The sequence below is a fragment of the Pseudomonas lactis genome, from assembly GCF_001439845.1.
Lineage (GTDB): Bacteria > Pseudomonadota > Gammaproteobacteria > Pseudomonadales > Pseudomonadaceae > Aquipseudomonas > Aquipseudomonas lactis.
This window is the reverse complement of the sequence record NZ_JYLO01000001.1, coordinates 179,828-203,730: the sequence shown is the minus strand read 5'-3', so window position 1 is coordinate 203,730 and position 23,903 is coordinate 179,828. Positions and strand designations below refer to the sequence as shown.

General features: G+C 59.5%; 23 protein-coding genes. 16 read left to right on the top strand and 7 right to left on the bottom strand.

The genetic code is table 11. The features are described from left to right. Nucleotides 1–177: 177 nt before the first annotated feature. Nucleotides 178–1,353: a tetratricopeptide repeat protein gene (locus tag TX24_RS00810; protein ID WP_057709545.1), complete on the bottom strand. Its 1,176-nt coding sequence runs from the start codon at nucleotides 1,351–1,353 to the stop codon at nucleotides 178–180. A 175-nt stretch (nucleotides 1,354–1,528) separates the two neighbouring features. Between TX24_RS00810 and TX24_RS30175 the strand changes: the two genes are divergently transcribed. The 5 genes from TX24_RS30175 to TX24_RS00790 all read left to right on the top strand — a co-directional run bounded on the left by TX24_RS30175 (nucleotide 1,529) and on the right by TX24_RS00790 (nucleotide 4,952). After that, nucleotides 1,529–1,699, top strand: a complete 171-nt coding sequence (locus TX24_RS30175) for a YhfG family protein (RefSeq protein ID WP_003187692.1) — start codon at nucleotides 1,529–1,531, stop codon at nucleotides 1,697–1,699. Beyond that, on the top strand, nucleotides 1,699–2,298 hold the full coding sequence (locus TX24_RS00805) for a putative adenosine monophosphate-protein transferase Fic (RefSeq protein WP_034134658.1): 600 nt from the start codon (nucleotides 1,699–1,701) through the stop codon (nucleotides 2,296–2,298). Before TX24_RS30175 ends, TX24_RS00805 begins: the two co-directional genes overlap by 1 nt. 300 nt (nucleotides 2,299–2,598) lie before the next feature. Next, nucleotides 2,599–2,895 (top strand): hypothetical protein, encoded by a 297-nt coding sequence (locus TX24_RS00800; protein ID WP_034134657.1) that lies wholly within the window; start codon nucleotides 2,599–2,601, stop codon nucleotides 2,893–2,895. Nucleotides 2,896–3,572: 677 nt separating this feature from the next. Beyond that, nucleotides 3,573–3,929, top strand: coding sequence for a DUF1493 family protein (locus TX24_RS00795; protein ID WP_057709544.1), 357 nt, complete (start codon nucleotides 3,573–3,575; stop codon nucleotides 3,927–3,929). Between the two features lie 159 nt (nucleotides 3,930–4,088). Then, on the top strand, nucleotides 4,089–4,952 hold the full coding sequence (locus TX24_RS00790) for an EamA family transporter (protein ID WP_241666046.1): 864 nt from the start codon (nucleotides 4,089–4,091) through the stop codon (nucleotides 4,950–4,952). Between the two features lie 59 nt (nucleotides 4,953–5,011). Here TX24_RS00790 and TX24_RS00785 read toward each other — a convergent pair whose 3' ends face one another. Continuing rightward, entirely contained in the window at nucleotides 5,012–6,553 is a 1,542-nt protein-coding gene (locus TX24_RS00785) for a phosphoenolpyruvate carboxykinase (protein ID WP_003187687.1), read from the bottom strand. Between the two features lie 179 nt (nucleotides 6,554–6,732). Continuing rightward, nucleotides 6,733–7,635 (bottom strand): Hsp33 family molecular chaperone HslO, encoded by a 903-nt coding sequence (gene hslO / locus TX24_RS00780; RefSeq protein WP_003187686.1) that lies wholly within the window; start codon nucleotides 7,633–7,635, stop codon nucleotides 6,733–6,735. Between the two features lie 124 nt (nucleotides 7,636–7,759). On the opposite strand from hslO, the gene TX24_RS00775 reads away from it, so the two are divergent. Beyond that, complete coding sequence (locus TX24_RS00775; protein WP_057709542.1) at nucleotides 7,760–8,563, top strand: phosphatase PAP2 family protein; 804 nt, start codon at nucleotides 7,760–7,762, stop codon at nucleotides 8,561–8,563. A 75-nt stretch (nucleotides 8,564–8,638) separates the two neighbouring features. On the opposite strand, the gene TX24_RS00770 is transcribed toward TX24_RS00775, so the two are convergent. Then, the gene (locus tag TX24_RS00770) at nucleotides 8,639–9,046 is read right to left on the bottom strand and encodes an RNA-binding S4 domain-containing protein (protein ID WP_047712342.1); all 408 of its coding nucleotides are present in this window, start codon (nucleotides 9,044–9,046) and stop codon (nucleotides 8,639–8,641) included. A 116-nt stretch (nucleotides 9,047–9,162) separates the two neighbouring features. On the opposite strand from TX24_RS00770, the gene rimA reads away from it, so the two are divergent. Genes rimA through rimK form a run of 3 tightly spaced genes read left to right on the top strand, consistent with a single transcriptional unit; the run spans nucleotide 9,163 to nucleotide 11,340 of the window. Beyond that, nucleotides 9,163–9,942: a S6 modification regulatory phosphodiesterase RimA gene (rimA, locus tag TX24_RS00765; RefSeq protein ID WP_003187678.1), complete on the top strand. Its 780-nt coding sequence runs from the start codon at nucleotides 9,163–9,165 to the stop codon at nucleotides 9,940–9,942. Between the two features lie 13 nt (nucleotides 9,943–9,955). Further along, nucleotides 9,956–10,438 carry a retropepsin-like aspartic endopeptidase RimB gene (rimB, locus tag TX24_RS00760; protein ID WP_003187676.1) on the top strand — a complete coding sequence of 161 codons (483 nt, stop codon included), beginning with the start codon at nucleotides 9,956–9,958 and terminating at the stop codon, nucleotides 10,436–10,438. Next, nucleotides 10,435–11,340, top strand: a complete 906-nt coding sequence (gene rimK / locus TX24_RS00755; RefSeq protein WP_003187674.1) for a 30S ribosomal protein S6--L-glutamate ligase — start codon at nucleotides 10,435–10,437, stop codon at nucleotides 11,338–11,340. The genes rimB and rimK overlap by 4 nt, the downstream gene beginning before the upstream one ends. A gap of 623 nt (nucleotides 11,341–11,963) precedes the next feature. On the opposite strand, the gene TX24_RS00750 is transcribed toward rimK, so the two are convergent. Further along, the gene (locus TX24_RS00750) at nucleotides 11,964–13,277 is read right to left on the bottom strand and encodes an ATP-binding protein (RefSeq protein ID WP_003187671.1); all 1,314 of its coding nucleotides are present in this window, start codon (nucleotides 13,275–13,277) and stop codon (nucleotides 11,964–11,966) included. A 117-nt stretch (nucleotides 13,278–13,394) separates the two neighbouring features. Next, nucleotides 13,395–14,135 (bottom strand): osmolarity response regulator transcription factor OmpR, encoded by a 741-nt coding sequence (gene ompR / locus TX24_RS00745; RefSeq protein ID WP_003187669.1) that lies wholly within the window; start codon nucleotides 14,133–14,135, stop codon nucleotides 13,395–13,397. Between the two features lie 355 nt (nucleotides 14,136–14,490). Here ompR and TX24_RS00740 point away from each other — a divergent pair, with 355 nt between their 5' ends. The 7 genes from TX24_RS00740 to tauD all read left to right on the top strand — a co-directional run bounded on the left by TX24_RS00740 (nucleotide 14,491) and on the right by tauD (nucleotide 22,698). Continuing rightward, a complete protein-coding gene (locus tag TX24_RS00740; RefSeq protein ID WP_003187667.1) occupies nucleotides 14,491–16,815 on the top strand; it encodes a Tex family protein in 2,325 nt (774 codons plus the stop codon). Continuing rightward, the gene (locus TX24_RS00735) at nucleotides 16,815–17,198 is read left to right on the top strand and encodes a PaaI family thioesterase (protein WP_057709541.1); all 384 of its coding nucleotides are present in this window, start codon (nucleotides 16,815–16,817) and stop codon (nucleotides 17,196–17,198) included. Before TX24_RS00740 ends, TX24_RS00735 begins: the two co-directional genes overlap by 1 nt. A 214-nt stretch (nucleotides 17,199–17,412) precedes the next feature. Further along, the gene (gshA, locus tag TX24_RS00730) at nucleotides 17,413–18,996 is read left to right on the top strand and encodes a glutamate--cysteine ligase (RefSeq protein WP_057709540.1); all 1,584 of its coding nucleotides are present in this window, start codon (nucleotides 17,413–17,415) and stop codon (nucleotides 18,994–18,996) included. Between the two features lie 243 nt (nucleotides 18,997–19,239). Continuing rightward, nucleotides 19,240–20,217, top strand: coding sequence for a taurine ABC transporter substrate-binding protein (tauA, locus tag TX24_RS00725; RefSeq protein ID WP_057709539.1), 978 nt, complete (start codon nucleotides 19,240–19,242; stop codon nucleotides 20,215–20,217). Nucleotides 20,218–20,234: 17 nt separating this feature from the next. Beyond that, complete coding sequence (gene tauB / locus TX24_RS00720; RefSeq protein ID WP_003187659.1) at nucleotides 20,235–21,014, top strand: taurine ABC transporter ATP-binding subunit; 780 nt, start codon at nucleotides 20,235–20,237, stop codon at nucleotides 21,012–21,014. Then, nucleotides 21,011–21,847 (top strand): taurine ABC transporter permease TauC, encoded by an 837-nt coding sequence (tauC, locus tag TX24_RS00715; protein WP_003187657.1) that lies wholly within the window; start codon nucleotides 21,011–21,013, stop codon nucleotides 21,845–21,847. The genes tauB and tauC overlap by 4 nt, the downstream gene beginning before the upstream one ends. Before the next feature lie 14 nt (nucleotides 21,848–21,861). After that, the gene (tauD, locus tag TX24_RS00710) at nucleotides 21,862–22,698 is read left to right on the top strand and encodes a taurine dioxygenase (RefSeq protein ID WP_057709538.1); all 837 of its coding nucleotides are present in this window, start codon (nucleotides 21,862–21,864) and stop codon (nucleotides 22,696–22,698) included. A 140-nt stretch (nucleotides 22,699–22,838) separates the two neighbouring features. On the opposite strand, the gene mgrA is transcribed toward tauD, so the two are convergent. Then, nucleotides 22,839–23,876, bottom strand: a complete 1,038-nt coding sequence (mgrA, locus tag TX24_RS00705) for an L-glyceraldehyde 3-phosphate reductase (RefSeq protein WP_057709537.1) — start codon at nucleotides 23,874–23,876, stop codon at nucleotides 22,839–22,841. Nucleotides 23,877–23,903 lie beyond the last annotated feature (27 nt).

Below are 23,903 nucleotides of genomic sequence, written 5' to 3'. Positions count from 1 at the left end.
AGTAAGTTCGGCGAATCGAGAAAGGTCGCAAGGAAAAAAGAGACAGGATGATACACAGGGGGAGGGATGGCCCAGGGCCGAAGTGGGAATTTTCCGAGAAAGTAGCAGGACGTAGCAGACAAAAATGTGGGAGCTGGCGGGCCCTCCCCCACATTTCACAACCGAGCTACAGCTGAATCAGCGGTTCTGCACCCGCTCAATCGCCGTGTCATACACCGGGTTGGCCTTTTGCTCTTTGGCCAACTGGTAATGACGCAACGCATCCGGGAACTGGCCGGCCGCTTCATAGATGCGTGCAATGTTGTAGTAGGCACCGGCACGCACGGTCGCGGCATTGGTACCGGTGGCCAGGGCGATAGCCTTGCGGTTGGCCCAGATCGACTCCGCAGTATTGCCGGCTTTCTGATACGCCAGGCCCAGGTTGCCGTAAGCCTTGCCGAAGCTGTTATCCAGCTCGATGGCTTGACGGAAGAAGTCGATGGACTGGTCCAGGTTACCGGCCTGGTAGGCCGCTTCGCCCTTGAGGTTCAGCTTTTTCGCATCGGCCTGTACCGACGAGCTCACCGTCACGGCGGTGACGGCCACGCTGTCATCCAGCAACGGCTTGACCTCGTTGAGCACATCTTCGGCGCCGACTCTCACGCCGGTGAAGGTGTTGATGTCCTGGAAGTCACCACTGCCGGTCATGCGGAATACGGTCCACAGGTTGCCGGTGCGGTTCTGCGGCACATAGTAGGTGCGTACCAGGGATTGCCCCATATACACGAACACCTTGGCCTCACTGTTGGACAACTCGCTGGAGGTGGGAGAGCCACTGTTGGAATAGTCGTGCACGGCATAGACGTAGCTTTCGCCGTAATGCTTTTTCTGCAGGGTGATGGTTTCCGGGCCATAGCTGTCAGTGTCATCCACGTCCAGTTCGGCGTCGGTGCCCTTTTTATTGTTGAAGAAGATGTTATTGCCGGGGAAGATCATATGGGAGTCGAGGTCGCGCGGAGCCTTGCCCCAGGTCAACACCACACGCAGGCCGTCGAGGTTTTCCATCACCGGGCTGATGGCATAGGTCATGCCCTTGCACGGGCACTTCACCACCAGGTTGGAATAGCCAGGCTTCTTGATGATCAGCAGGTTGCTGGCATCGTCAGCCGCCTCACTGGTCAGCGTGACCTGGCCTTGCGCGTTGGTACGGCCCACCACGTTCTGTGCGCCGTTACGTTGCAGCAAAACTTCGGCATCGGCGATTTTCTGGTCCTTGACCACCGCGCTCAGCACCTCAATCGGCAACTGCTCGGCCTGGACAGAAAACGCCACCGCACACAAAGACATCGCCGAGGCGACACGCAGCAAACCCATGCTTAACTCCCTTTAAGTAGTGGGCGGAATCGCCCTACAAGATTTTGCGGTGAAACATACGCTGAAATGAGCTCGCTGGCAGATTTTTTATACAGATTGTGACGGGGTTTTTATCCCGCCTACCGAGCTACGCATTGCGCTACAATCAAGCCTTGCTTTCCAAGAGGACGCAGCGATGAGCGAACTGACGTTTGAGCAAAAACAGGATCACTATCACAAGATCCGCCGTTCCAATTACCTGGCCAGCCTGCGCCTGGAAGGGTTCGATACCCAACCGACCGACGTCGACAAACCCCTGCCGACACGCGAAGCCGTCCTTGCCAAGTACCGCAACACCTCACGCTGATGCTCGACAAATACGGGGTGGGCCAGGACCCGTACTGCTATCCCAGTAGCAGCATCCTGCGCAACCGCCTCGATTTACTCGATGAAGCACGCCTGCACCAGGCCGAGCGGGAATTATCCGAAATCGCCATAGGCAACCTTCCACTCTTTCCGCCGCCCTACGACCTTGATCGCCTGCAACACATTCACCGCATACTGTTCGGTGACATTTATGACTGGGCCGGCGAACTGCGCAGCGTCAACATCCAGAAAGGCGACACGCTGTTTTGCACCCCGGAGCGTATTCCACCAGAAGCGGCGAAAATCGTCCGGCATATGCAAGACGCCAATTGGTATGTCGGTGCGACTCAGGCTGATCTTGTGCGCCAAATCGCTGAAGCTTATGGCGACCTGAACGTCATTCACCCCTTCCGCGAGGGGAATGGACGGGCGCAGCGGATCCTGTTTGAACAGATCATCGTGAATGCGGGGTTTTCGGTGAATTGGTGGCTGGTAAAACATGCGGCCTGGATACCCGCGAATATTGACGCGGTGGCGTGTGACTATCGGGGATTGGAAGCGATTTTTGAGCGGTGTATCGGTAGGCCTCTGAGTGCTTGATCGAACTTCGAACGACTAAACTATCTGTTTATTGCTCGAGAACAAACTCACTTTTAAGGTTCGGCTCGTCGCTGCCAATTCAGCGACCGGGTTTGGTCACCTGAAAACAGCACACATAAGTGCCATTACTTGCCTTGCGAGCGTCTATCGTCTCGTAACGCACTGCTATGGCGGCTGTGTGTGGGACGTCTTCGGACGTGTCGGATTGCTGTTTCCGGCTGGCCAACCCGCGCACAGTCCGCCACCCACCGTTTGGCCACGGTGATGTCGGTTACCTAACAGCAAACCGAGTACGTTCAAATGCAAATACCTGAAACGATGGACCGCTATCGTCAGCTACGCACCAACTTCACCGCCACCCACCCTCTTGTCATAGACACTGCAGCCAAAGCTGAAGATATCCAATCGGCCGCCCACCAGCGTATCCGCGCTGCCAGCGACTTACTGGAAACCTTCTCCTGCCTGACCTTCGACCACGCCGACCTCAAAGACATTTCCCACATCATTAATGCGCTGTACCTGCTCGTTCAGGACGGCTGTGATTTGTTGGAAGCCGCGCAACACGTTCAGCTGCAACCTGAACAAGCGCAAGTCTAAGCAACACCTGTGTAGGAGCGAGCTTGCTCGCGAAAATCGCCAACGATGACGCGGTAAATCAGAAAAAACGCGGCGCCCCTGAGTTTTTCGCGAGCAAGCTCGCTCCTACAATTGATCAGCTTTACCCATTACATCGTTGCAAGCCATAAATGCCGGAGGCTTTTGTAAGACACCGCCAAACGTCACGTCGTCCGTTTCCCAAACTGCTTCAAATACCCGTTCAACCCTCTATACCAGTTACGCGTAGCCGACTGAAAATAACCTCCTATCAACTTGATTTATCGCAGGATCCGCAACTTTCACAGCGCAGACATCGTCATTGGCCTGGATGCTCAGGTCAGCGGTGGCATAGGCCCGCAGCGCTCAAGCGTCTCAATGCATGTGTACTCCAGATGAGTTTTAGTCAATGGCTTTACCTACAAACAGCGCTATTATTCGCTCTCCATCTGCTGCTGTATTACAAAATCACTGACTGCACGTTAAGAACGCGTTTCGCCGTTACCTTCATCGTAACGGGACTGCTTCTGTTGTTCTGGCTACCCTGCATCGCCATTGTCCTGAACATTCAACTTCTTCCCCTGGCCTTGTTTTTGATAGGCTTGGCTCTCTTCATCACGCGAAACAAATACCGCCTGCAACGTAAAAAGCCTCCTCACCCACTCCTACGCACCCCAACCATGAACCTGGCCCCCAACCTCCCCGAAGACCCTGTCATGCAGCAACTCCTGCAATTGCTGCATGAAGAAATCGGTCTGCCGAAACACAAGACCATTAGCCTGCAAACCTCGCTCAACTTCGACCTTGCTTGCGATGGCGTTGAGGCCAAGCAATTCATGGAGGCGCTGGAACAGGATTTCCGGGTCGACCTAAGCGACTACGACGCTTATCGTTACTTCCAGCCGCCGGTGTTCGACGTGTTCCTGAAGCGTCGCGCCAAAGGCCGTGGCGACAAGATCCCGTTGACCATCGGCATGCTCTACCTGGCGATCAAGACCCATAGCTGGGACACGCAAACGCTGGAAAACCTTAGCTGACCTGAGCAACACTGAGCACAAAATGTGGGAGCGGGCTTGCTCGCGAATGCGGCGTGTCAGCCAATATTTACGTTACAGATACATTGCATTCGCGAGCAAGCCCGCTCCCACATTGGGACTGCGCCAAGCTGGCGATCGGTATACAAACAAGGACCTTACATGGACGTAACAATGGGCCTGCTGGCCGCCCTGCTCTGGGGCGGCACGGACTTTCTGGTGGGCCTCAACGCCCGCGCCGTTGGCGTTAAACGCGCAGTGTATTTCGGCCAAGCTCTCGGTTTTTTGATCATGACCTTCCTGCTGGTCATTTTCCCGGCCTTCCTTTTCAAATCCCTTGATGCACCGTTAAGCGTTTGGCTCCTGGGCGTCGCCGCCGCTCTGCTGACGGTGTCCGGCGCCCTTGCGCTGTCCAAAGCCTTTGCCTTGGGCAAAGCAGCCATCGTCGCGCCGCTGGTGACGTCCTATGGAGTGGTGACCACCCTGCTCTCCTGGGCCAGCGGTGAGCACATCAGCCTGGTACAACTGGGCTGCATCGCTTTGTGCGTGATCGGCGTTGTGCTGTCCAGCATCCACAAGGACAACGGTACGCCCCACAACAACCCGCGCCTGTCGATTGCCTACGCCATGTTCGCCGCAACCTTGTACGGCACCAGTTTCTGGCTGCAAGGCCGCTACACACTGCCGGCGTTGGGGCCGATCAGCATGTTGTGGCTGGGTTACCTCGTGGGCCTGTGCGTGCTGGTGGTGATGGTGCTGAAGATCAAGGATGGCCTGAAGATCCCGCCACTGAAAAACTGCGCGACGTTGACCGGTGCGAGCTTGATGAACCTCGGCGGGTTCTCGGCGTTTTCGTGGGGCGCAATGGCCGGCTCGGTGTCGGTGGTGACGGTGATCAGTACGCTGTCGGGAGGGATTGCGGCGATCCTGGGGTTTGTGTTTTTCAAGGAACGATTGTCAGCGGTGCAGGTGGCAGGCGTCGTGCTGGTGCTGGTCGGTGCAGTGGTACTGCACATCGCCGACTAATCGTTCGCCCATAAAAAAGCCGCCTGCTTAAGAGGCGGCTTTTTTACAACCAGCGAATCTTACAACTTAGGACCCGCCGCCTTGATCGCATCGCTGACTTCAAACTTCTTGAAGTTTTCGATGAACAGGCCAGCCAGCGCCTTCGCCGCTTCGTCGTAGGCAGCCTTGTCAGCCCAGGTGTTGCGTGGGTTCAACAGGCCGGTTTCAACGCCCGGTACGGCCAATGGCACGTCGAGGTTGATGGTGTCCAGGTGTTCGGTTTGCGCACCGATCAACGCGCCGCTCTGGATCGCTGCAATCACGCCGCGAGTGGTCGGGATGTTGAAGCGTTTGCCGACGCCGTAGCCGCCGCCGGTCCAGCCGGTGTTGACCAGGTAGACCTTGGAGCCGAAACCACGGATGCGCTTGATCAGAAGCTCTGCGTATTCGCCGGCCGGGCGCGGGAAGAACGGTGCGCCGAAGCAGGTGGAGAACGTCGACTTGATGCCGCTGCCCGAACCCATTTCGGTCGAGCCCACCAGAGCGGTGTAGCCGGACAGGAAGTGGTAGGCCGCTTGTTCTTCGCTGAGGATCGACACAGGCGGCAGTACGCCGGTCAGGTCGCAAGTCAGGAAGATCACCGCGTTTGGCTCGCCGCCCAGGTTCTTTTCGGAACGCTTGGCAACGTGCTCCAGCGGGTAGGCGGCACGGCTGTTCTGGGTCAGGCTGACGTCGGCGTAGTCGGCGTGCTTGGCCTCGTCGATCACGACGTTTTCCAGCACCGCGCCATGCTTGATGGCTTTCCAGATAACGGGCTCGTTCTTCTCGGACAGGTCGATGCACTTGGCATAGCAACCGCCTTCGATGTTGAACACCACGCCTTCGCCCCAGCCGTGCTCGTCGTCACCGATCAGGTAACGGCTTTCGTCGGCCGACAGGGTGGTCTTGCCAGTGCCGGACAGACCAAAGAACAGGGTCACGTCGCCTGCTTCGCCAATGTTGGCGGCGCAGTGCATTGGCAGCACGTCAGCAGCCGGCAGCAGGAAGTTCTGCACCGAGAACATGGCTTTTTTCATTTCACCGGCGTAACGCATGCCGGCAATCAGTACTTTTTTCTGGGCGAAGTTGAGGATCACGCAACCGTCGGAGTTGGTGCCGTCACGCTCTGGCACGCACTCGAAGTTGGCCACGTTGAGCACTTGCCACTCGTCACGACCGGCCGGGTTGTACTGGGCCGGGTTGATGAACAGGCAACGACCGAACAGGTTCTGCCAGGCAGTCTGGGTGGTCATTTTCACGGCCAGGTAGTGGTCTTCTGCAGCCCCTACGTGAACATGGGAAACGAAATGCTCTTGCGCGTTGTTGAAGGCCTCGACGCGAGCCCACAGAGCATCGAACTTGTCGGCCGGGAACTTGCGGTTGATCGGGCCCCAGGCAATGGCGTCCTGGGTGGAAGGCTCTTCAACGATGAAACGGTCAACCGGCGAACGACCGGTGCGATGACCGGTTTCTACGACCAGCGCGCCAGTATCGGCAAGCACGCCTTCACCGCGCTGCAGGGCTTCTTTGACCAGATCGTCAACACTCAGATCGGTGTATACGGCGTTATTGGCTTGCGTCATGAGGTTCCCCGTCGGCCTATGGCCGAGTGCTCCAAACGTTTTGTAGTAGAAAGTTGCGCACTACTACCGCGAAAAAAGTGGGCCGGATTATGCCAGAAAAGCCCAAAAAGAGTAGGGCCCTCCCGTCAGAACACCTCTAATCCGGCGTTTGTCAGGTGATTTACCTGTGCTTAAACGTTTTAGTGGCGGGTGTCGGAAGGGGTGTCGCTGCCTGCGCCAGCGAACAATTGCGCTACATCAGCCGCATCGAACAGGTAGCGCTGGTTGCAGAACTGGCAGTCGATCTCGATATGGCCGCCGTGTTCCACCACCAGATTTTGCGCATCTTCCAGGCCCAGACTGACCAGCGCGTTGCCGGAACGCTCGCGCGAGCAGCTGCAATTGAAGCGCAGGCCTTGTGCGTCGAACAGGCGCACGGCTTCTTCGTGGTAGAGGCGGTGCAGGATGGTTTCGTTGTCCAGGCCCAGCAGTTCTTCGGCCTTCAAGGTGTCGGCCAGGGCGATGATATGCCGCCAGCTTTCGGCACGGTCATCCTCATCCTTGATGCGATCGGCCGGCAGTTGTTGCACCAGCAAACCGCGAGCGCGCTTGCCGTCGGCGTTAAGCCAGAACTTGGTGCCCACTTGCTGGGACATGACGAAGTAGTTGGTGAAGCATTCCGACAGGGTCTGGCCGTCGAGGTCGACAATACCCTGGTAGCGCTGGCCTTCGGTCGGGTCGACAGTCAGTGCCAGGACGCCGTTGGGCATCAGGTCGGCCAGGGTAGCGTCTGCAGCAATCTGCTCAGCGTCATAACGAGCTAGGCCACGGATCTCGCGCTCGCTCGAGCACTCGATCATCAACATGGGCACCGGCCCTTCGGAACGCGCCTGCAAGATCAGCAAACCGTCGAACTTCATGGTGCCCACCAGCAGCGCCGCGGCGGCCATCAACTCGCCGAGCAATTGCGCGACCGGCTCCGGATAGGCGTGTTTGGCAAGGACTTCGGCATAGCTGAGCTCCAACGAAACCATCTCGCCGCGGGCATCGCTCTCATCGAAGATGAAGCGTTGGGTGAAGTCGGTATCCGGTAGATCAGTCATAGGTCTGGGTATCTGAAGTGATGACAAAATGATTACAAGGTTTATAAAATTAAACGCTTTAGCACCATCTTGGTGCGACTTCTCCTGAATTCAAGGAGCACAATAGAGCGATGAGGGACAGTTTATGAACAATCCGGGTTTGTTCCAAGCCAACTGGAACCTCCGGCGATGGGCTCTTTGCAATCTACTCGCTATCGGGCTGCTGTGTTTTTGGCTGTGGCCCACGGGCCAAATGCTCTGTGTAATTTTCGACGAGTGGCTGTTTCACCTGCTCAATGGCCCATTGGCCACAAACTCGACCTGGTTGCATGTATGGGCCGTGGCCAGCCTGCGGCCGTTTGATGCAGTGGTCGGCGTGATCTTGCTGGCACTGCTGATTCGCGGCGACTGGGTGTTCAAGGCCGTGCAGGTGCGCCAGGCGTTTTTTGGCTTCCTTGGCATCCTGCTGCTGTTGCTGTTTATCCGCATGCTGTTCTCCAAACTCGCGGCGCACATGGGCTGGCAGCACAGTAGCCCGTCGATGGTCATCAGCGGCGCGATTCAAATGAGCGACTTTTTCCCAGGGCTGGAGAAAACCTGGGAATTGAAAGACCGTTCGAGCCAGAGCTTCCCCGGCGACCACGCTTCGGTGCTGTTGATCTGGGGGATGTTCATGACCGTATTTGCCAAGCGCATCGGCCAGGTGCTGGTGATCTGGGGCCTGGCGCTGCTGTTCATGATGCCGCGGCTGGTCGCGGGCGCGCATTGGGGACAGGACGACTACATCGGTGGCGTACTGCTGGCGCTGCTGGCGTTGGGCTGGGGATATTACACGCCGTTTGCGGTGAAGGTGTCGGGCGCCTTGTTGCGCATGACGGCGCCGCTTTTCGGGCTACTGAGCAAGTTGCCCGTTATTGGGCGGTTGAGTGTGATGCGCACAACTGCGTAACTCCTCAGGGCTAAAAGTGGGAGCGGGCTTGCTTGCTCCCACTTTTGATCGAGTTTGCATAGGCGATTCGTGCAATCAATCGTCATTGCCGCTGCCGCGAAACTTGAATAGATCGCGGCGCTGCTTCTTGCTCGGCTTGCCATCGGTGGTCAAGCCTGAAGCACCCGCCTTGCGCATGGCCGCAGCGTTCTCACGCTTGGCGATACTGGCTTCGGTTTCCGCATACAGCGCCTGCGCTTCAGGCGCGCCGCGGCGTACGATGGAAAGTGCCTGCACCACGATGGTTTTTTCATCAAAACCTGTACGAATCTGATACTCGTCACCGACGCGTGGTTCCTTGCCCGGTTTGCAGCGCTCGCCGCGATGGTGCACCTTGCCGCTCTCTATAGCCGCCTTGGCCAGGGCGCGGGTCTTGTAGAACCGGGCTGCCCACAACCACTTGTCCAACCGGACCTTCTCTTGCTCTTCCTGCTTTTGAGCCACTTGAATTCCTCGCTCTGAAAAATGTCGCAACTTTACCGTTGAAACCCTTCGACGCATAAACCCCAAGGCTCACCTAAGATACGCCAGGTAGCACCCTGTTTTCGCGAGGATACGCTGTGACCGACTTTCCTATTTCACTCACCTCGCCCAACCAGCGGTGCGTGGGTTGCCAGCAAAGCGAGCCGCTGGGGTTCGATTTTGCGTTCGCCTACCAGCCTATCGTAGACCTGCGCGATCATTCTATTTTCGCCCACGAAGCCTTGGTACGCGGCACCCAGGGAGAAGGCGCGCTGTCGGTGCTGGCTCAGGTCAACGAAACCAATCGCTACCGCTTCGACCAGCGCTGCCGGACCAAGGCCATCGCCGGTGCCGCCGCCCTGGGTATGCAGACTCACCTTTCCATCAACTTCATGCCCAATGCCGTATATCGCCCGGAGCTGTGTATCCGCAGCACTCTGGAGGCCGCCCGGGCGCACAATTTCCCACTGGACCGGCTGATTTTCGAGACCCTGGAAAGCGAGCATGTAGATAACTATCGCCATTTGACGAATATTCTGCGTGAATACCGCGAATTCGGCTTCAAGACCGCCATCGACGACTTCGGTGCGGGCTATTCGGGGCTGAACCTGCTGGCCGATTTCCAACCTGATTTGATCAAGCTCGACATGGCGCTGATTCGCGATGTCGACCAGGATCGTGTCCGTCAGGTGATCGTCCGGGGGATTGTCACAATCTGTGAGCAGTTGGGGGTTACTGTCATCGCCGAAGGCATCGAAAGTGCCGGCGAGCGCGACTTCCTATCCGACTGCGGAATATTTCTGATGCAGGGTTTCTGGTTCGCCAAGCCTGCATTCAAAGCGTTGGCTGAGGTATCTCCTCAAGCCTGGGCAAATTGACCGGTTAACCCTATTGAAGACATTTGACCATTTGACCGTTGTAGGTCTGCGTGAGTGGGTGGCACTTCCCGACTTGGGAGTGGCGGGCCTGCGCGCGAAGATCGACACCGGCGCCAGCACCTCAAGCCTGCACGCCACCGATATCGAGCCCTTTGAGCGCGACGGTGAAAAGTGGGTGCGATTTACCGCGCACCTGGGCAGCGTGGTGCAATTGCGTCACCGGCGCTGTGAAGCGCCCCTGGTGACGATGAAAACCATCAAGAGCTCCAACGGCCATGCACAGGTGCGCTACGTGATCAGCACCACCCTGGCCTTGGGTGATCGGGTATGGCGGGTAGAGTTCACCCTCGCCTGTCGCAAAGCCATGCGTTACCGCCTGCTGCTGGGCTCCAAGGCGCTGATTGACGGCCAGTTGGTGGTCAATCCGGGCCTCAAGTACGTTCAAGACAAGCCGGTGTTCCCGGTCTCCACTATTTCTGCCCCAGGTGCTGCATGAAGATTGCTGTGCTGTCGCGAAACCCGCGTCTGTATTCCACCCGCCGCCTGGTCGAGGCCGGCACTGAACGTGGCCATGAAATGGTGGTGATCGACACGTTGCGTGCCTACATGAACATTGCCAGCCACAAGCCGCAGATCCACTACCGGGGCAAACCCCTGGAAGGCTTTGATGCGGTGATCCCGCGTATCGGCGCTTCGGTGACGTTCTATGGCTGCGCGGTACTGCGCCAGTTTGAAATGATGGGCGTGTTTCCGCTGAATGAATCCGTGGCCATTGCGCGCTCGCGGGACAAGCTGCGCTCCCTGCAACTGCTGTCGCGCCGGGGCATCGGCCTGCCGGTCACCGGTTTTGCCCACTCCCCGGATGACATTCCCGACCTGATCGAGATGGTCAACGGCGCACCGCTGGTGATCAAGGTGCTGGAAGGTACCCAGGGCATCGGCGTGGTGCTGTGTGAAACAGCAACGGCAGCGGAGTCGGTGATCGAGGCGTTCATGGGCCTCAAGCAGAACATCATGGTGCAGGAATACATCAAGGAAGCTGGCGGCGCGGACATTCGCTGCTTCGTGGTGGGCGACAAGGTGATTGCGGCCATGAAGCGCCAGGCCAAGCCCGGTGAGTTCCGCTCCAACCTGCACCGTGGCGGCAGCGCCAGCCTGATCAAGATCACCCCGGAAGAACGCATGACCGCGCTACGGGCGGCCAAGGTGATGGGGCTGAGTGTGGCGGGTGTGGACATCCTGCGCTCCAACCATGGCCCGCTGGTGATGGAAGTGAACTCATCGCCAGGCCTGGAAGGGATCGAGACCACCACCGGTAAGGATGTGGCGGGGATCATCATTCAGCATCTGGAGAAGAACGGCGGGCCGAATATGACTCGGACCAAGGGCAAGGGCTGAATACCCCCACCTACCACCCATCACAAAACACCTGTGGGAGCTGGCTTGCCTGCGATAGCGGTAGCTCAGTCAACAACGATGTTGAATGTGCCGCCCTCATCGCAGCATAGGTATCTACACACTGACCCTGTGGCGAGGGAGCTTGCTCCCGCGACCTGACAGCCGACGCCTATCTACCTGACGCCCCGCGATCTAATTGTGGGAGCTGGCTTGTTGGGTCGCCGCATCGCTGCGAAGACGGCCTGACAGCCGACGGGGATGTTGGATTTGACCGCGTACATATCCGTTATTTAGGTAAAGGCCACTTAGGGTTCCGCCCTGACGGCGGCTCACTTTCGAAAAGCGCGAAAGTAAGCAAAGCGCTCTTGCCCCACCACTCGGCACCTCGCCTAGGCTCGGTGTGCCCGTAATCCGCCAGCGTGGTTTAACGGGGCGCCTAAGATCAAAAGCAGATCAAGATCAAGAGCGACTCGCTTCGCATCGTAGTTACCGTCGGCTGCTACAACGTACAAAATTGTGTAAATACCTATGCTGCGATAGCGGTAGCTCAGTCAACAACGATGTTGAATGTGCCGTCCTCATTGCAGGCAAGCCAGCTCCCACATTTGCATTCATATTGCTTGTTAGACAGCGTCTCTAGGCAACATCAACCCCAGCGGCAGCCGCACTCGTGCTTCCAACCCACCGCCTTCCCGGTTGCGCAACTCAACATTGCCGCCATGCATCGACGCAATCCGCCGCACAATAGCCAACCCCAACCCGGTGCCCTTGCCACCTCGGGCTCGGTCGCCACGGGTGAAGGGGTTGAAGATACCTTCCAGTTCCGCCGGATCGATTCCTGTGCCACGGTCCATCACGCTCAGCACCACGTAAGGGGCGGCACTGTCGCCAGAAACGTACGCCGCCACTTCTACATCGGAACCGGCATGGTGCAAGGCGTTGCCGATCAGGTTGTTCAGCAGGCGCTTCATCGACACCCGGCGTAAGGCGAACGGCTGGATCGGCTCCAGGCGCGTGCGCACCTGCTCACCGTTCTGGTTATAGGGCGCAACCACCTCACGCACGAGGTCGGTGAGGTCGACCTCCTCGACCACCTCATCCCGCCCGTCGCGGATGAACGCCAGGAACTGGTCCAGGATGGCGTCCATGTCTTCGATGTCGCGCACCATGTCATCGGTGAGGTCGGTATGGTCACCCATCAGTTCCAGGGACAAACGCAATCGCGTCAAGGGTGTGCGCAAGTCATGGGACACGCCCGCCAGCATCAACTCGCGCTCGCGTCCGGCCTGTTCGACATCTTCCGCCATCTGGTTGAAGGCGCCGTACACCTCCGTCATCTCACTAGGGGTGTCGCTGACCGGCAGGCGCACACTGCGCCCCTGGCCCAGTTGGCGAGCGGCAAACACCAGGCGTTTGAGGGGTTGGTTGAGCTGGCGGACGAAAATCCACGCAGACGCCGTTGAGAGCAAGCCAATGGCCAGGAACCAACCCAACACGTTCCAGATTTTTTGCCCGCGCAGCGGGTGCGGATAAAGCGGAACCTTGATCCACGCATCCCCCAGGCTGGGCGCTCGCACCCACAACGCAGGCGAAACATGCATACGCAGGCGCACTTCGGTGTCGGCGCCCAATTCGGCCTGCATCTGGCGCTGGTAAATTTCGCTGTAAGGCCAATGTTGTTCGCCTTCAGGCACACCGGCGCCGTCAACCCGAGTCAGGGTCGATGCCTTGGCTACCTTTTCGCGGTTCTCAGGGTCTACCGCCCAATAACCACGCAACGTCAGGGCGACGCCATGGCTGTACTGCCGGTCTACCAGCACGTCTTCGTTCATCAGCAGATAAACCAGCGTAAGTGCCTTGGAAAACAGAACGACAATAAGCACCAGCCAGAGGGTGCGGGAGAAGAAACTTTGTGGGAACCACAGCGGGGTTTTCATAGATGAAAGCTGCACACCTTGCAGGAACGAGCGGTGCTCGCAGAATTGCAGACGCCGGGCATCCCGTCGACCCTCATGGAGTCAAACGCCAGGATACCCGCCCCTGCAAATCATCGGTCACTTGGTTGCGGTGCCATCCGGCACGAACACATAACCCACACCCCATACCGTCTGGATATACCGCGGCTTGGAAGGGTCCGGCTCGATCATCCGGCGCAGTCGGGAAATCTGCACGTCGATGGAGCGCTCCAGTGCGTCCCATTCCCGGCCACGGGCCAGGTTCATCAGCTTGTCACGGGTCAGCGGCTGGCGAGCGTTCATCACCAAGGCCTTGAGCACTGCGAATTCACCGGTGGTGAGCATGTGCACTTCTTCACCGCGCTTGAGCTCACGGGTGGCCAGCGACAGTTCGTAGTCGCCAAAGGTGACGCTTTCGTCTTCGCTGCCCGGTGCGCCCGGTACCGCCGGTGCCTGGCGACGCAATACGGCCTTGACCCGCGCCATCAGCTCATCGGGGTTGAAAGGCTTGGCCAGATAGTCATCAGCACCCAGTTCCAGGCCCTTGATACGGCTCAGTTCATCGCCCTTGGCGGTGAGCATGATGATCGGGATCTGGTTGTTCGCACCGCGCAGGCGTTTACAGGCAGTAAGGCCGTCTTCGCCGGGCAGCATCAGGTCGAGTACGACCAGGTTGAAGACTTCACGCCCTAACAGGCGATCCATCTGCTCGGTGTTCGGCACCGCCCGGGCCCGATAGCCCTTGGAGTTGAAAAAACGCTCCAGCAGGCTGCTCAGCCCCGGATCGTCATCAACGATGAGAATTTTTTCGCCTTCAGCAGTTTGTGCGGTGCTGCTCATTGGATGCTCCTCTTATCTCGGCGCGCATTATGGCGTAGCTGCCGTTATACGCACCGTGTGCATTGTTAGCAGATTTTTCATCTACTGCCAGCGAACCCGCGCCCTGCAACCTGCGGCGCAGTACCCCCGAAGGGCAGAACGCTGGTTATAATGCGGCGCCTGCGTGCAGGGCAACGTCAGATCGTTACCGTTTACTGCCGGGCTTTTTTTACCCGCTTGTCGTGAATTTTTCGATTTCGAGGGTCAATAGCCAGCCTCTTGACCCAGGCAGCGGCGCCAGTCGGGCCGCTCAACCAGCCTCGCCGGCCTTTTTCTACGGGCCTGCGTGCTGATTTTAAGAATTTCAGGTGGTTTTATGGACAGCATCAACAGCCGCATCGCCGAGGAACTCGGCGTACGCCCACAACAGGTCGAAGCGGCCGTCGCTCTACTGGATGAAGGCTCCACGGTGCCTTTCATCGCCCGTTACCGAAAAGAAGTGACCGGCAGCCTCGACGACACCCAATTGCGGCACCTGGAAGAGCGCCTGCGCTACCTGCGAGAACTCGACGAACGGCGTATCAGCATCCTCGCCAGCATCGAGGAACAGGGCAAGTTGACCCCTCAACTGGAACGCGACATCAAGCTCGCCGACACCAAGACCCGCCTCGAAGACCTTTACCTGCCATACAAACAGAAACGTCGTACAAAGGGCCAGATCGCCCTGGAAGCCGGCCTGGGTGATTTGGCCGATGGCCTGTTCAACGACCCGTCGCTGACGCCAGAAACTGAAGCCACGCGCTTCATCGACGCTGAAAAAGGCGTCGCCGACGTCAAGGCCGCCCTCGAAGGGGCCAAGTACATCCTGATGGAGCGCTTCGCCGAAAACGCCAGCCTCCTGGAAAAACTGCGTACCTACCTCAAGCAAGAAGCCATCCTCAGCGCCCGCGTCATCGCCGGCAAAGAGGAAGAAGGCGCCAAGTTCCGCGACTACTTCGAACACGACGAGCCGCTCAAAAGCATGCCGTCCCACCGCGCCCTGGCGATTTTCCGCGGCCGCAACGAAGGCATTCTCAGCTCCGCGTTGAAAGTCGGTGACGAGCTGCCGGGCACCATGCACCCGTGCGAAGGCATGATTGGTCAACAATTCGGCATCCAGAACCAGAACCGCCCGGCAGACAAATGGCTCGGCGAAGTGGTGCGCTGGACCTGGAAGGTCAAGCTCTACACCCACCTGGAAACCGACCTGCTCGGCGAGCTGCGCGACGGCGCCGAAACCGAGGCAATCAACGTGTTCGCCCACAACCTGCACGACCTGCTGTTGGCAGCACCAGCCGGCCCGCGTGCCACCCTGGGCCTCGACCCGGGCCTGCGCACCGGTTGCAAGGTCGCGGTGGTCGACGCCACCGGCAAACTGCTGGACCACGCCACGGTGTACCCGCACGTTCCGCACAACAAGTGGGACCAGACCCTGGCGATCCTCGCCGCCCTGTGCGCCAAGCACGCGGTGGACCTGATCGCCATCGGCAACGGCACCGCCAGCCGCGAAACCGACAAGCTGGCCGCCGAGCTGATCAAAAAATACCCAGCCATGAAGATGACCAAGGTCATGGTCTCCGAAGCAGGCGCTTCGGTGTACTCGGCGTCGGAGCTGGCCTCCAAGGAATTCCCGGACCTCGATGTGTCGATCCGTGGCGCGGTGTCCATCGCCCGTCGCCTGCAAGACCCGCTGGCCGAACTGGTGAAGATCGACCCTAAATCCATCGGCGTCGGCCAGTACCAGCACGACGTGTCACAGCTCAAACTGGCACGCGGCCTGGATGCGGTGGTGGAAGACTGCGTAAACGCCGTGGGCGTGGATGTGAATACCGCATCCGTGGCCCTGCTGGCGCGGATCTCCGGCCTCAACGCCACCCTGGCGCAGAACATCGTCAGTCACCGCGACGAAAACGGCGCGTTCAAAACCCGTGCTGCGCTGAAAAAGGTCGCACGCCTGGGTGAAAAAACCTTTGAACAGGCTGCTGGTTTCCTACGCGTAATGAACGGCGACAACCCGCTGGACGCCTCTGCGGTTCACCCGGAAGCCTACCCGTTGGTGCAACGCATTGCCGCCGAGACCGACCGCGATATCCGTTCGTTGATCGGTGATGCCGCGTTCCTCAAGCGCCTGGACCCCAAGAAGTACACCGACGAGACCTTCGGTGTGCCGACTATCACCGATATCCTGCAAGAACTGGAGAAACCGGGTCGCGACCCGCGCCCGGAGTTCAAGACCGCCGAGTTCCAGGACGGCGTCGAAGACCTCAAGGACCTGCAACCGGGCATGATCCTCGAAGGCGTGGTGACTAACGTGACCAACTTCGGCGCATTCGTGGACATCGGCGTGCATCAGGACGGTTTGGTGCATATCTCCGCGCTTTCGGAGAAGTTCATCAAGGACCCACGTGAAGCGGTGAAAGCTGGTGACGTGGTTAAGGTCAAGGTCATGGAAGTGGACATCCCGCGTAAACGCGTGGGCCTGTCGATGCGCATGAGCGACACCCCCGGCGAGAAAATCGACGGTGCCCGTGGCGCACGCCCAGGTTCGGCGCCACGCCAGTCGCAGAACAACGCGCCGCGCAAGGAAACCGCGACTGCCGCGCCGAGCAACAACGCCATGGCGTCGCTGTTTGCCAACGCTAAACAGCTGAAGAAACGCTGATGGAGATTCCGGCCGGTTTGACCCAGAGCGCCTTCAGCGAACTGATCGGCTGCCGCCTGCAACGCCTGGAAGAGGGCGTTGCCGAGGTGGCCCTGACCCTGGAGCCGCACCTGCGCAACCGCGCGGGCAAGCTCCATGGCGGGGCGATTTTCAGCCTGGTGGACATCACCATGGGCCTGGCGTGTTCCAGCGCTCATGGTTTTGACCAGCAGAGCGCCACCATCGAATGCAAGATCAACTATATCCGCGCCGTGGAAGACGGTGAGGTGTTGTGCACCAGCCGAGTAATCCACACTGGTCGCCGCACCCTGGTGGTCGAGGCCGACGTGTACCAAGGCGAAAGACTTGTCGCAAAAGCACAGGGCACGTTCGCTGTCCTATAGCTCCCCACCCCCGATTTGAGTTAATTTCGGCGCTGCGATAACAGCGTCGGAATTTTCTCGCTGCGCTGTAGCCCAATTCATGGAGTGAAGTCGGCAAATTCAGAGCGGGTCAAATCGACTCAAAACCAGGCGATCACGCCAGTTTCCACTTCACCCTTGTAGACCGTCCTGCCCACCCCCATATTGGGGCGACTGACGCGTGAAGGAATCCAACTTGAGCGAACTTCTCAACCGCCGCCTGGCCCTGCTCGGCAAGCGCGAACACCTCTCCCTGCTAGAGCAGTGCTTGCACGGCATCGAGCGCGAATGCCTGCGCGTCACCAGTGAGGGTCGCCTGGCACAAACGCCACACCCCGAAGCATTGGGCGCCGCGTTGACCAATGAACAGATCACCACCGACTACTCGGAATCGCTGCTGGAGTTCATCACCCCAGCCCTGCCCAACCCGGCCGAGACCCTGAGCAGCCTGGACAAGATCCATCGCTTTGCCTACACCAAGCTGGGCAGCGAATACCTCTGGAGCCCCTCGATGCCGTGCCCGTTGCCGGCCGAGGAAGATATACCGATTGCCTACTACGGCACCTCCAATATCGGTCAGCTCAAGTACGTGTACCGCAAGGGCCTGGCCCTGCGTTACGGCAAGACCATGCAGTGCATCGCAGGCATCCACTACAACTTTTCCCTCCCGGAAGCGTTGTGGCCGTTGCTCAAGGAAACAGAAGGGTTTGTCGGCACCGACCGTGACTATCAGTCCACGGCCTACATCGCGCTGATCCGTAATTTCCGACGCTACAGTTGGCTGTTGATGTACCTGTTCGGTGCCTCGCCCGCCCTGGACGCCGGCTTCTTACGCGGGCGCTCGCACCAGCTTGAAGTCCTCGACGCCGACACTCTGTACCTGCCCTACGCCACCAGCCTGCGCATGAGCGACCTGGGTTACCAGAGCAACGCCCAGGCCGGCCTGACGCCGTGCTACAACGATTTGGCCAGCTACACCGATAGCCTGCGCGAAGCGGTAGCAACGCCCTACGCGCCGTACGTTGAAGTCGGCACGCACAAGGATGGCGAGTGGGTTCAGCTGAACACCAACATCCTGCAGATCGAAAACGAGTACTACTCCAACATCCGTCCCAAGCGCGTGACCTACACTGGCGAGCGGCCGATCCAGGCGTTGATGGCCCGCGGCATCCAGTACATCGAAGTGCGCTGCCTGGACATCAACCCGTTCTTGCCGATGGGTATCGACCTGCCGGAATCACGTTTCCTCGACGCGTTCCTGCTGTACTGCGCACTGAACGACAGCCCGCTGTTCGCCAACAACGAGTGCGGCAACGCCAGCTCCAACTTCCTCAGCGTGGTCAAGGAAGGCCGCCGTCCGGGCCTGCAATTGCAGCGTGACGGCCAGCCGGTGGACATGAAGGAGTGGGCGGCCGAGTTGCTGGAGAAGATTGCCCCGCTGGCCGCCCTGCTCGATCAGAGCCATGGCATCACCGAACACAGCGAGGCACTGGACGCCCAGTTGGCCAAGGTCAAGGACCCGTCCCTGACGCCCTCGGCCCAGGTGTTGGCAGCCATGGCTGAGCGCAAGGAAAGCTTTGCGCAGTTCTCCCTGCGTCAAAGCGAAGTGCATGCCGAGTACTTTCGCAAGGAGCCTTTGGCGGCTGACGAACAAGCGCGCTTTGAAGAACTGGCCCGCGTATCGCTGGCGCAACAGGCGGAGCTGGAGCAGAACGAAGTGGGCGATTTCGACGTGTTTGTCGGCTCGTACCAGGCAAGCATCCTCGCCATCAGCAACTAACCTCAGGCTCGCTCCCCTGTGGGAGCTGGCTTGCCTGCGATATCGGTGGGTCAGCAACCCACCTGTTGACTGATACACCGCTATCGCAGGCAAGCCAGCTCCCACATTATTCTGCCAGCCTGAAAACAGGCTTCGTCATTTACCCTCATAAGCTAATTCGAAAAAGTTATTTATTTTCGAGTTCTTAGATCATTTAGTCTCCTCACGCGCCGACCCTCGGCCGCCTGATTGAGGAGCTTCCCCTTGAAACTGCTGACCCCTCTGCGCCTGTTGGCCGCATTGTCCCTGGCCGGTGCCAGCCTGTTTGCCCAGGCGGCGGATGTGACCATTGCGTACCAGACCACCGTAGACCCGGCCAAAGTCGCCCAAGCCGACGGCGCCTATGAAAAGGCCACCAACGCCAAGATCGACTGGCGTAAATTCGACAATGGCGCCGACATCATCGCCGCCATCGCGTCCGGCGACGTGCAGATCGGCTATCTCGGTTCCAGCCCACTGACTGCCGCAATAACCCGCAAAGTCCCGGTGCAAACTTTCCTCGTCGCCACCCAGATCGGTGGCGCCGAAGCCCTGGTGGCCCGTAACGGTTCGGGGATCAACAGCCCTGAGGATCTGGTCGGCAAAAAAATCGCTGTGCCCTTCGTTTCCACCGGGCACTACAGCCTGCTCGCCGCCCTGAAACACTGGAGCATCGACCCGGCCAAAGTCACCATCCTCAACCTCGCCCCGCCGGCCATCATCGCCGCCTGGAAGCGTGGTGATATCGACGCCACCTACGTGTGGGACCCCGCTCTGGGGGTGGCCAAAGAAACCGGCAAGGTGCTGATTACCTCCGGCGAACTGGCCAAGTTCGGCGCGCCGACGTTCGATGCATGGATCGTGCGCAAGGATTTTGCCGAGAAGCACCCAGAGATCGTCACCGCCTTCGCCAAAGTCACTCTGGATGCCTACGCCGCCTACCGCAAAAACCCACAAGCCTGGCTTTCCGATACCGGCAACGTCGACAAACTGGTGAAACTCTCCGGCGCCAAGGCCAGCGACATCCCCTTGCTGCTGCAAGGCAACGTCTACCCGTTGGCCGCCGACCAGGTAACCCTGTTGGGCGCGCCGACCACCAAGGCTGTCACCGACACCGCTGCGTTCCTCAAGGAACAGGGCAAGGTCGATGCCGTGCTGCCCGACTACGCCCCTTACGTCAGCGCCAAGTTCATCACCAACTGACCCAGGAGTTCACTGCGATGGCCTTGCTACAACTGGAGCGCATCAGCGCACAGTACCCAGGCGCCCCGGAACCGGTACTGTCCGATATTTCACTGGAGCTTGGGCCCCAGCAATTGCTGGTTGCCCTTGGCCCCTCCGGCAGTGGCAAGACGTCGTTGTTGAACCTGATTGCCGGCTTCGTCGAACCGTCTGCCGGGCGTATCACCCTTGATGGCGTGCCGGTCAAAGGCCCCAGTGCCGAGCGCGGCGTGGTGTTTCAGGACGACGCCCTGCTGCCCTGGCAGGACGTGCTGGCCAATGTGGCTTTCGGCCTGGAACTGGCCGGCGTGCCCAAGGCGCAGCGCGATGTGCGCGCCCGTGAAATGCTCGCACTGGTGGACCTGGCCGGCTTTGACAGCCGGCGCATCTGGCAACTCTCCGGCGGCCAGAAACAGCGCGTCGGCCTTGCCCGCGCCTTGGCGGCCGACCCTCGCGTATTACTGATGGACGAACCCTTCGGCGCCCTGGATGCCTTCACCCGTGAACAGATGCAGGAGTTGCTGCTGCAAGTGTGGCGGCGCACGGCCAAGCCGGTGTTCCTGATTACCCACGACATTGAAGAGGCGGTATTTCTCGCCACCGACCTGATCTTGCTCGCGCCCAACCCCGGCCAGATCGTTGAGCGGTTGCAGCTGGACTTCGGCCAACGGTATGCCGCCGGAGAATCGGCCCGCGCCATCAAGTCCGACCCACGCTTTATCGAAACCCGCGAACACGTGCTGGGCAAAGTGTTCTCCCAAAGGCAGGTGTACGCATGAGCAGCTACGAACTTCCCGCCACGGCCAACAAGCCGGTGGCACCTGCCGTTATCCCGGTACGCCGCAGCCTGAGCACGCGCTGGATCAGCGTACTGACCCTGGTCGCTCTGCTTGCCTTGTGGTGGGCGGTGACCGCCACCGGTTTGATCGAACCTTTGTTCCTGCCGCCACCGTCCGCCGTGTTGCAAAAAGGCTGGCTGCTGGCGACCACCGGCTACATGGATTCCACCTTGTGGCAGCACCTGGGAGCTAGCCTGAGCCGCATCGGCCTGGGCCTGGGCTTTGCGGTGCTGACCGCCGTGCCGGTGGGGATTGCCATCGGTGCCAACCGCATTGCCCGAGGCATTTTCGATCCGTTGATCGAGTTCTACCGGCCAATTCCGCCGCTGGCCTACCTGCCGCTGATCGTGATCTGGTGCGGCATTGGCGAGCTGTCCAAGGTGCTGCTGATTTACCTGGCAATTTTCGCCCCGATCGCCATCGCGACCGCAACCGGGGTGCGCACCGTCGACCCCGCCAAGCTGCGGGCTGCGCAGTCGCTGGGCGCCACCCGCGCACAACTGATTCGCCATGTGATCCTGCCCAGCGCCCTGCCCGATATCCTCACCGGTGTGCGCATCGGCCTGGGCGTGGGCTGGTCGACTCTGGTGGCGGCCGAGTTGATTGCCGCCACCAGTGGCCTGGGCTTCATGGTGCAGTCGGCGGCGCAGTTTCTGGTCACTGATGTGGTGGTGCTGGGGATCCTGGTGATCGCCCTGATCGCCTTCGCCATGGAAATGGGCCTGCGCGCCCTGCAGCGTAAATTAGTGCCCTGGCATGGCCAGGCACACTGAGTGAAGAATCTACAATGAGCAGCCTGACCGTTACCCCATTAAGTACCGCCCTGGGCGCCCAGATCAGTGGCGTCGATATCACCCAGCCGCTGAACCCCGAACAGCGCGAGGCCATTGAACAGGCGTTGCTCGATTATTCGGTGCTGTTCTTCCGTGACCAGCCGATCACCCCTGCGCAACAGGCACGGTTCGCGGCAAACTTTGGCGACCTGCACATCCACCCGATCTACCCCAACGTGCCGGAACAGCCCGAAGTGCTGATCCTCGACACCGCCGTCACGGATGTGCGTGATAACGCGGTGTGGCATACCGACGTGACCTTCCTGCCCACGCCGGCCCTGGGCGCTGTGCTCAGCGCCAAGCTGCTGCCAGCCTTCGGCGGCGATACCTTGTGGGCGAGTGGGATTGCGGCGTATGAGGCGTTGTCCGAGCCGTTGAAGCGCTTGCTCGATGGCCTCACCGCCACACACGATTTCACCAAGTCGTTCCCGCTGGAGCGCTTTGGCAACACCGCCGAAGACCTTGTGCGCTGGGAAGCAACCCGCAAGAAAAACCCGCCGCTATCGCACCCGGTCGTGCGCACGCACCCGGTGAGTGGGCGTAAATCGCTGTTCGTCAGCGACGGCTTCACCACTCGAATCAATGAACTGGAACCGGCCGAAAGCGAGGCCATTCTCAAGCTGCTGTTCACCCACGCCACCCGCCCGGAATTCACCATTCGCTGGCGCTGGCAGGAGAATGACGTGGCGTTCTGGGATAACCGCGTTACCCAGCATTACGCCGTGGATGACTACCGGCCGCAGCGGCGGGTGATGCACCGGGCGACGATTCTTGGGGATGTGCCGTTCTGACGCTTGGCGACAGATCGTTCCCACGCTCTGCGTGGGAACGCCTCCTGTGACGCTCTGCGTCACGACTTTAAAGCGGACGCCGAGCGTCCGGGGCTGCATTCCCACGCAGAGCGTGGGAACGATCAACCAGTGGTGTAAGGTTATTCAGCAGTGGACGGTTTTTCCCACAGGTTGATCCCACCTTCCTGCGCAAACCGATCAATCTCCGCCAGTTCTTGCGCACTGAAGCTCAAGTTCTTCAACGCCCCGACGTTTTCGATAATCTGCTCCGGCCGGCTCGCGCCGATCAGCGCACTGGTTACCCGTGGATCACGTAATGTCCACGCCAACGCCAACTGGGCCAGGCTCTGGCCACGGCGCTTGGCGATTTCATTCAGGCCGCGTACATGGGCGATGTTGGCTTCGGACAGGTGCTGGGCCTGCAACGAGCCACCACCCGGACGGTTCACCCGCGCATCGGCCGGTACGCCGTTGAGGTATTTATCGGTCAACAAACCCTGGGCCAGCGGCGTGAAGGCGATCACCCCGGCGCCGAGTTCTTCAGTGGTGTCCAGCAGGTCTTTTTCCACCCAACGGTTGAGCAGGTTGTAGGCCGGCTGGTGGATCAACAACGGCACTTTCCACTCGTTGAGCAACGCTGCGATTTCGCGGGTTTTAACCCCGGAGTAAGACGAGATACCGATGTACAACGCCTTGCCTTGTTGCACGGCAGTGGCCAGGGCGCTGGCGGTCTCTTCCAGGGGCGTGTCGGGGTCGAAGCGGTGCGAGTAGAAAATATCTACATAATCGACGCCCAGGCGTTGCAGGCTCTGGTCCAGGCTCGCCAATAAGTATTTACGCGACCCGCCACCCTGGCCGTAAGGGCCGGGCCACATGTCCCACCCGGCTTTGCTGGAGATGATCAACTCGTCGCGATAGTGCTTGAAGTCTTCGCGCAGCAACCGACCGAAATTGATCTCGGCGCTGCCGTAGGGCGGGCCGTAGTTGTTGGCCAGGTCGAAGTGGTTGATACCCAGGTCGAACGCGGTGCGCAGCAAAGCGCGCTGGGTGTCGATCGGGGTGCTGTCGCCAAAGTTGTGCCACAACCCCAGGGACAGTGCCGGCAGCACCAGTCCACTGCGGCCTACGCGGCGATAAGGAATAGATTCATAGCGGTTTTCGGCAGCAATGTACGTCATCGAATCCTCTCTTGATCTAGGGCAAAT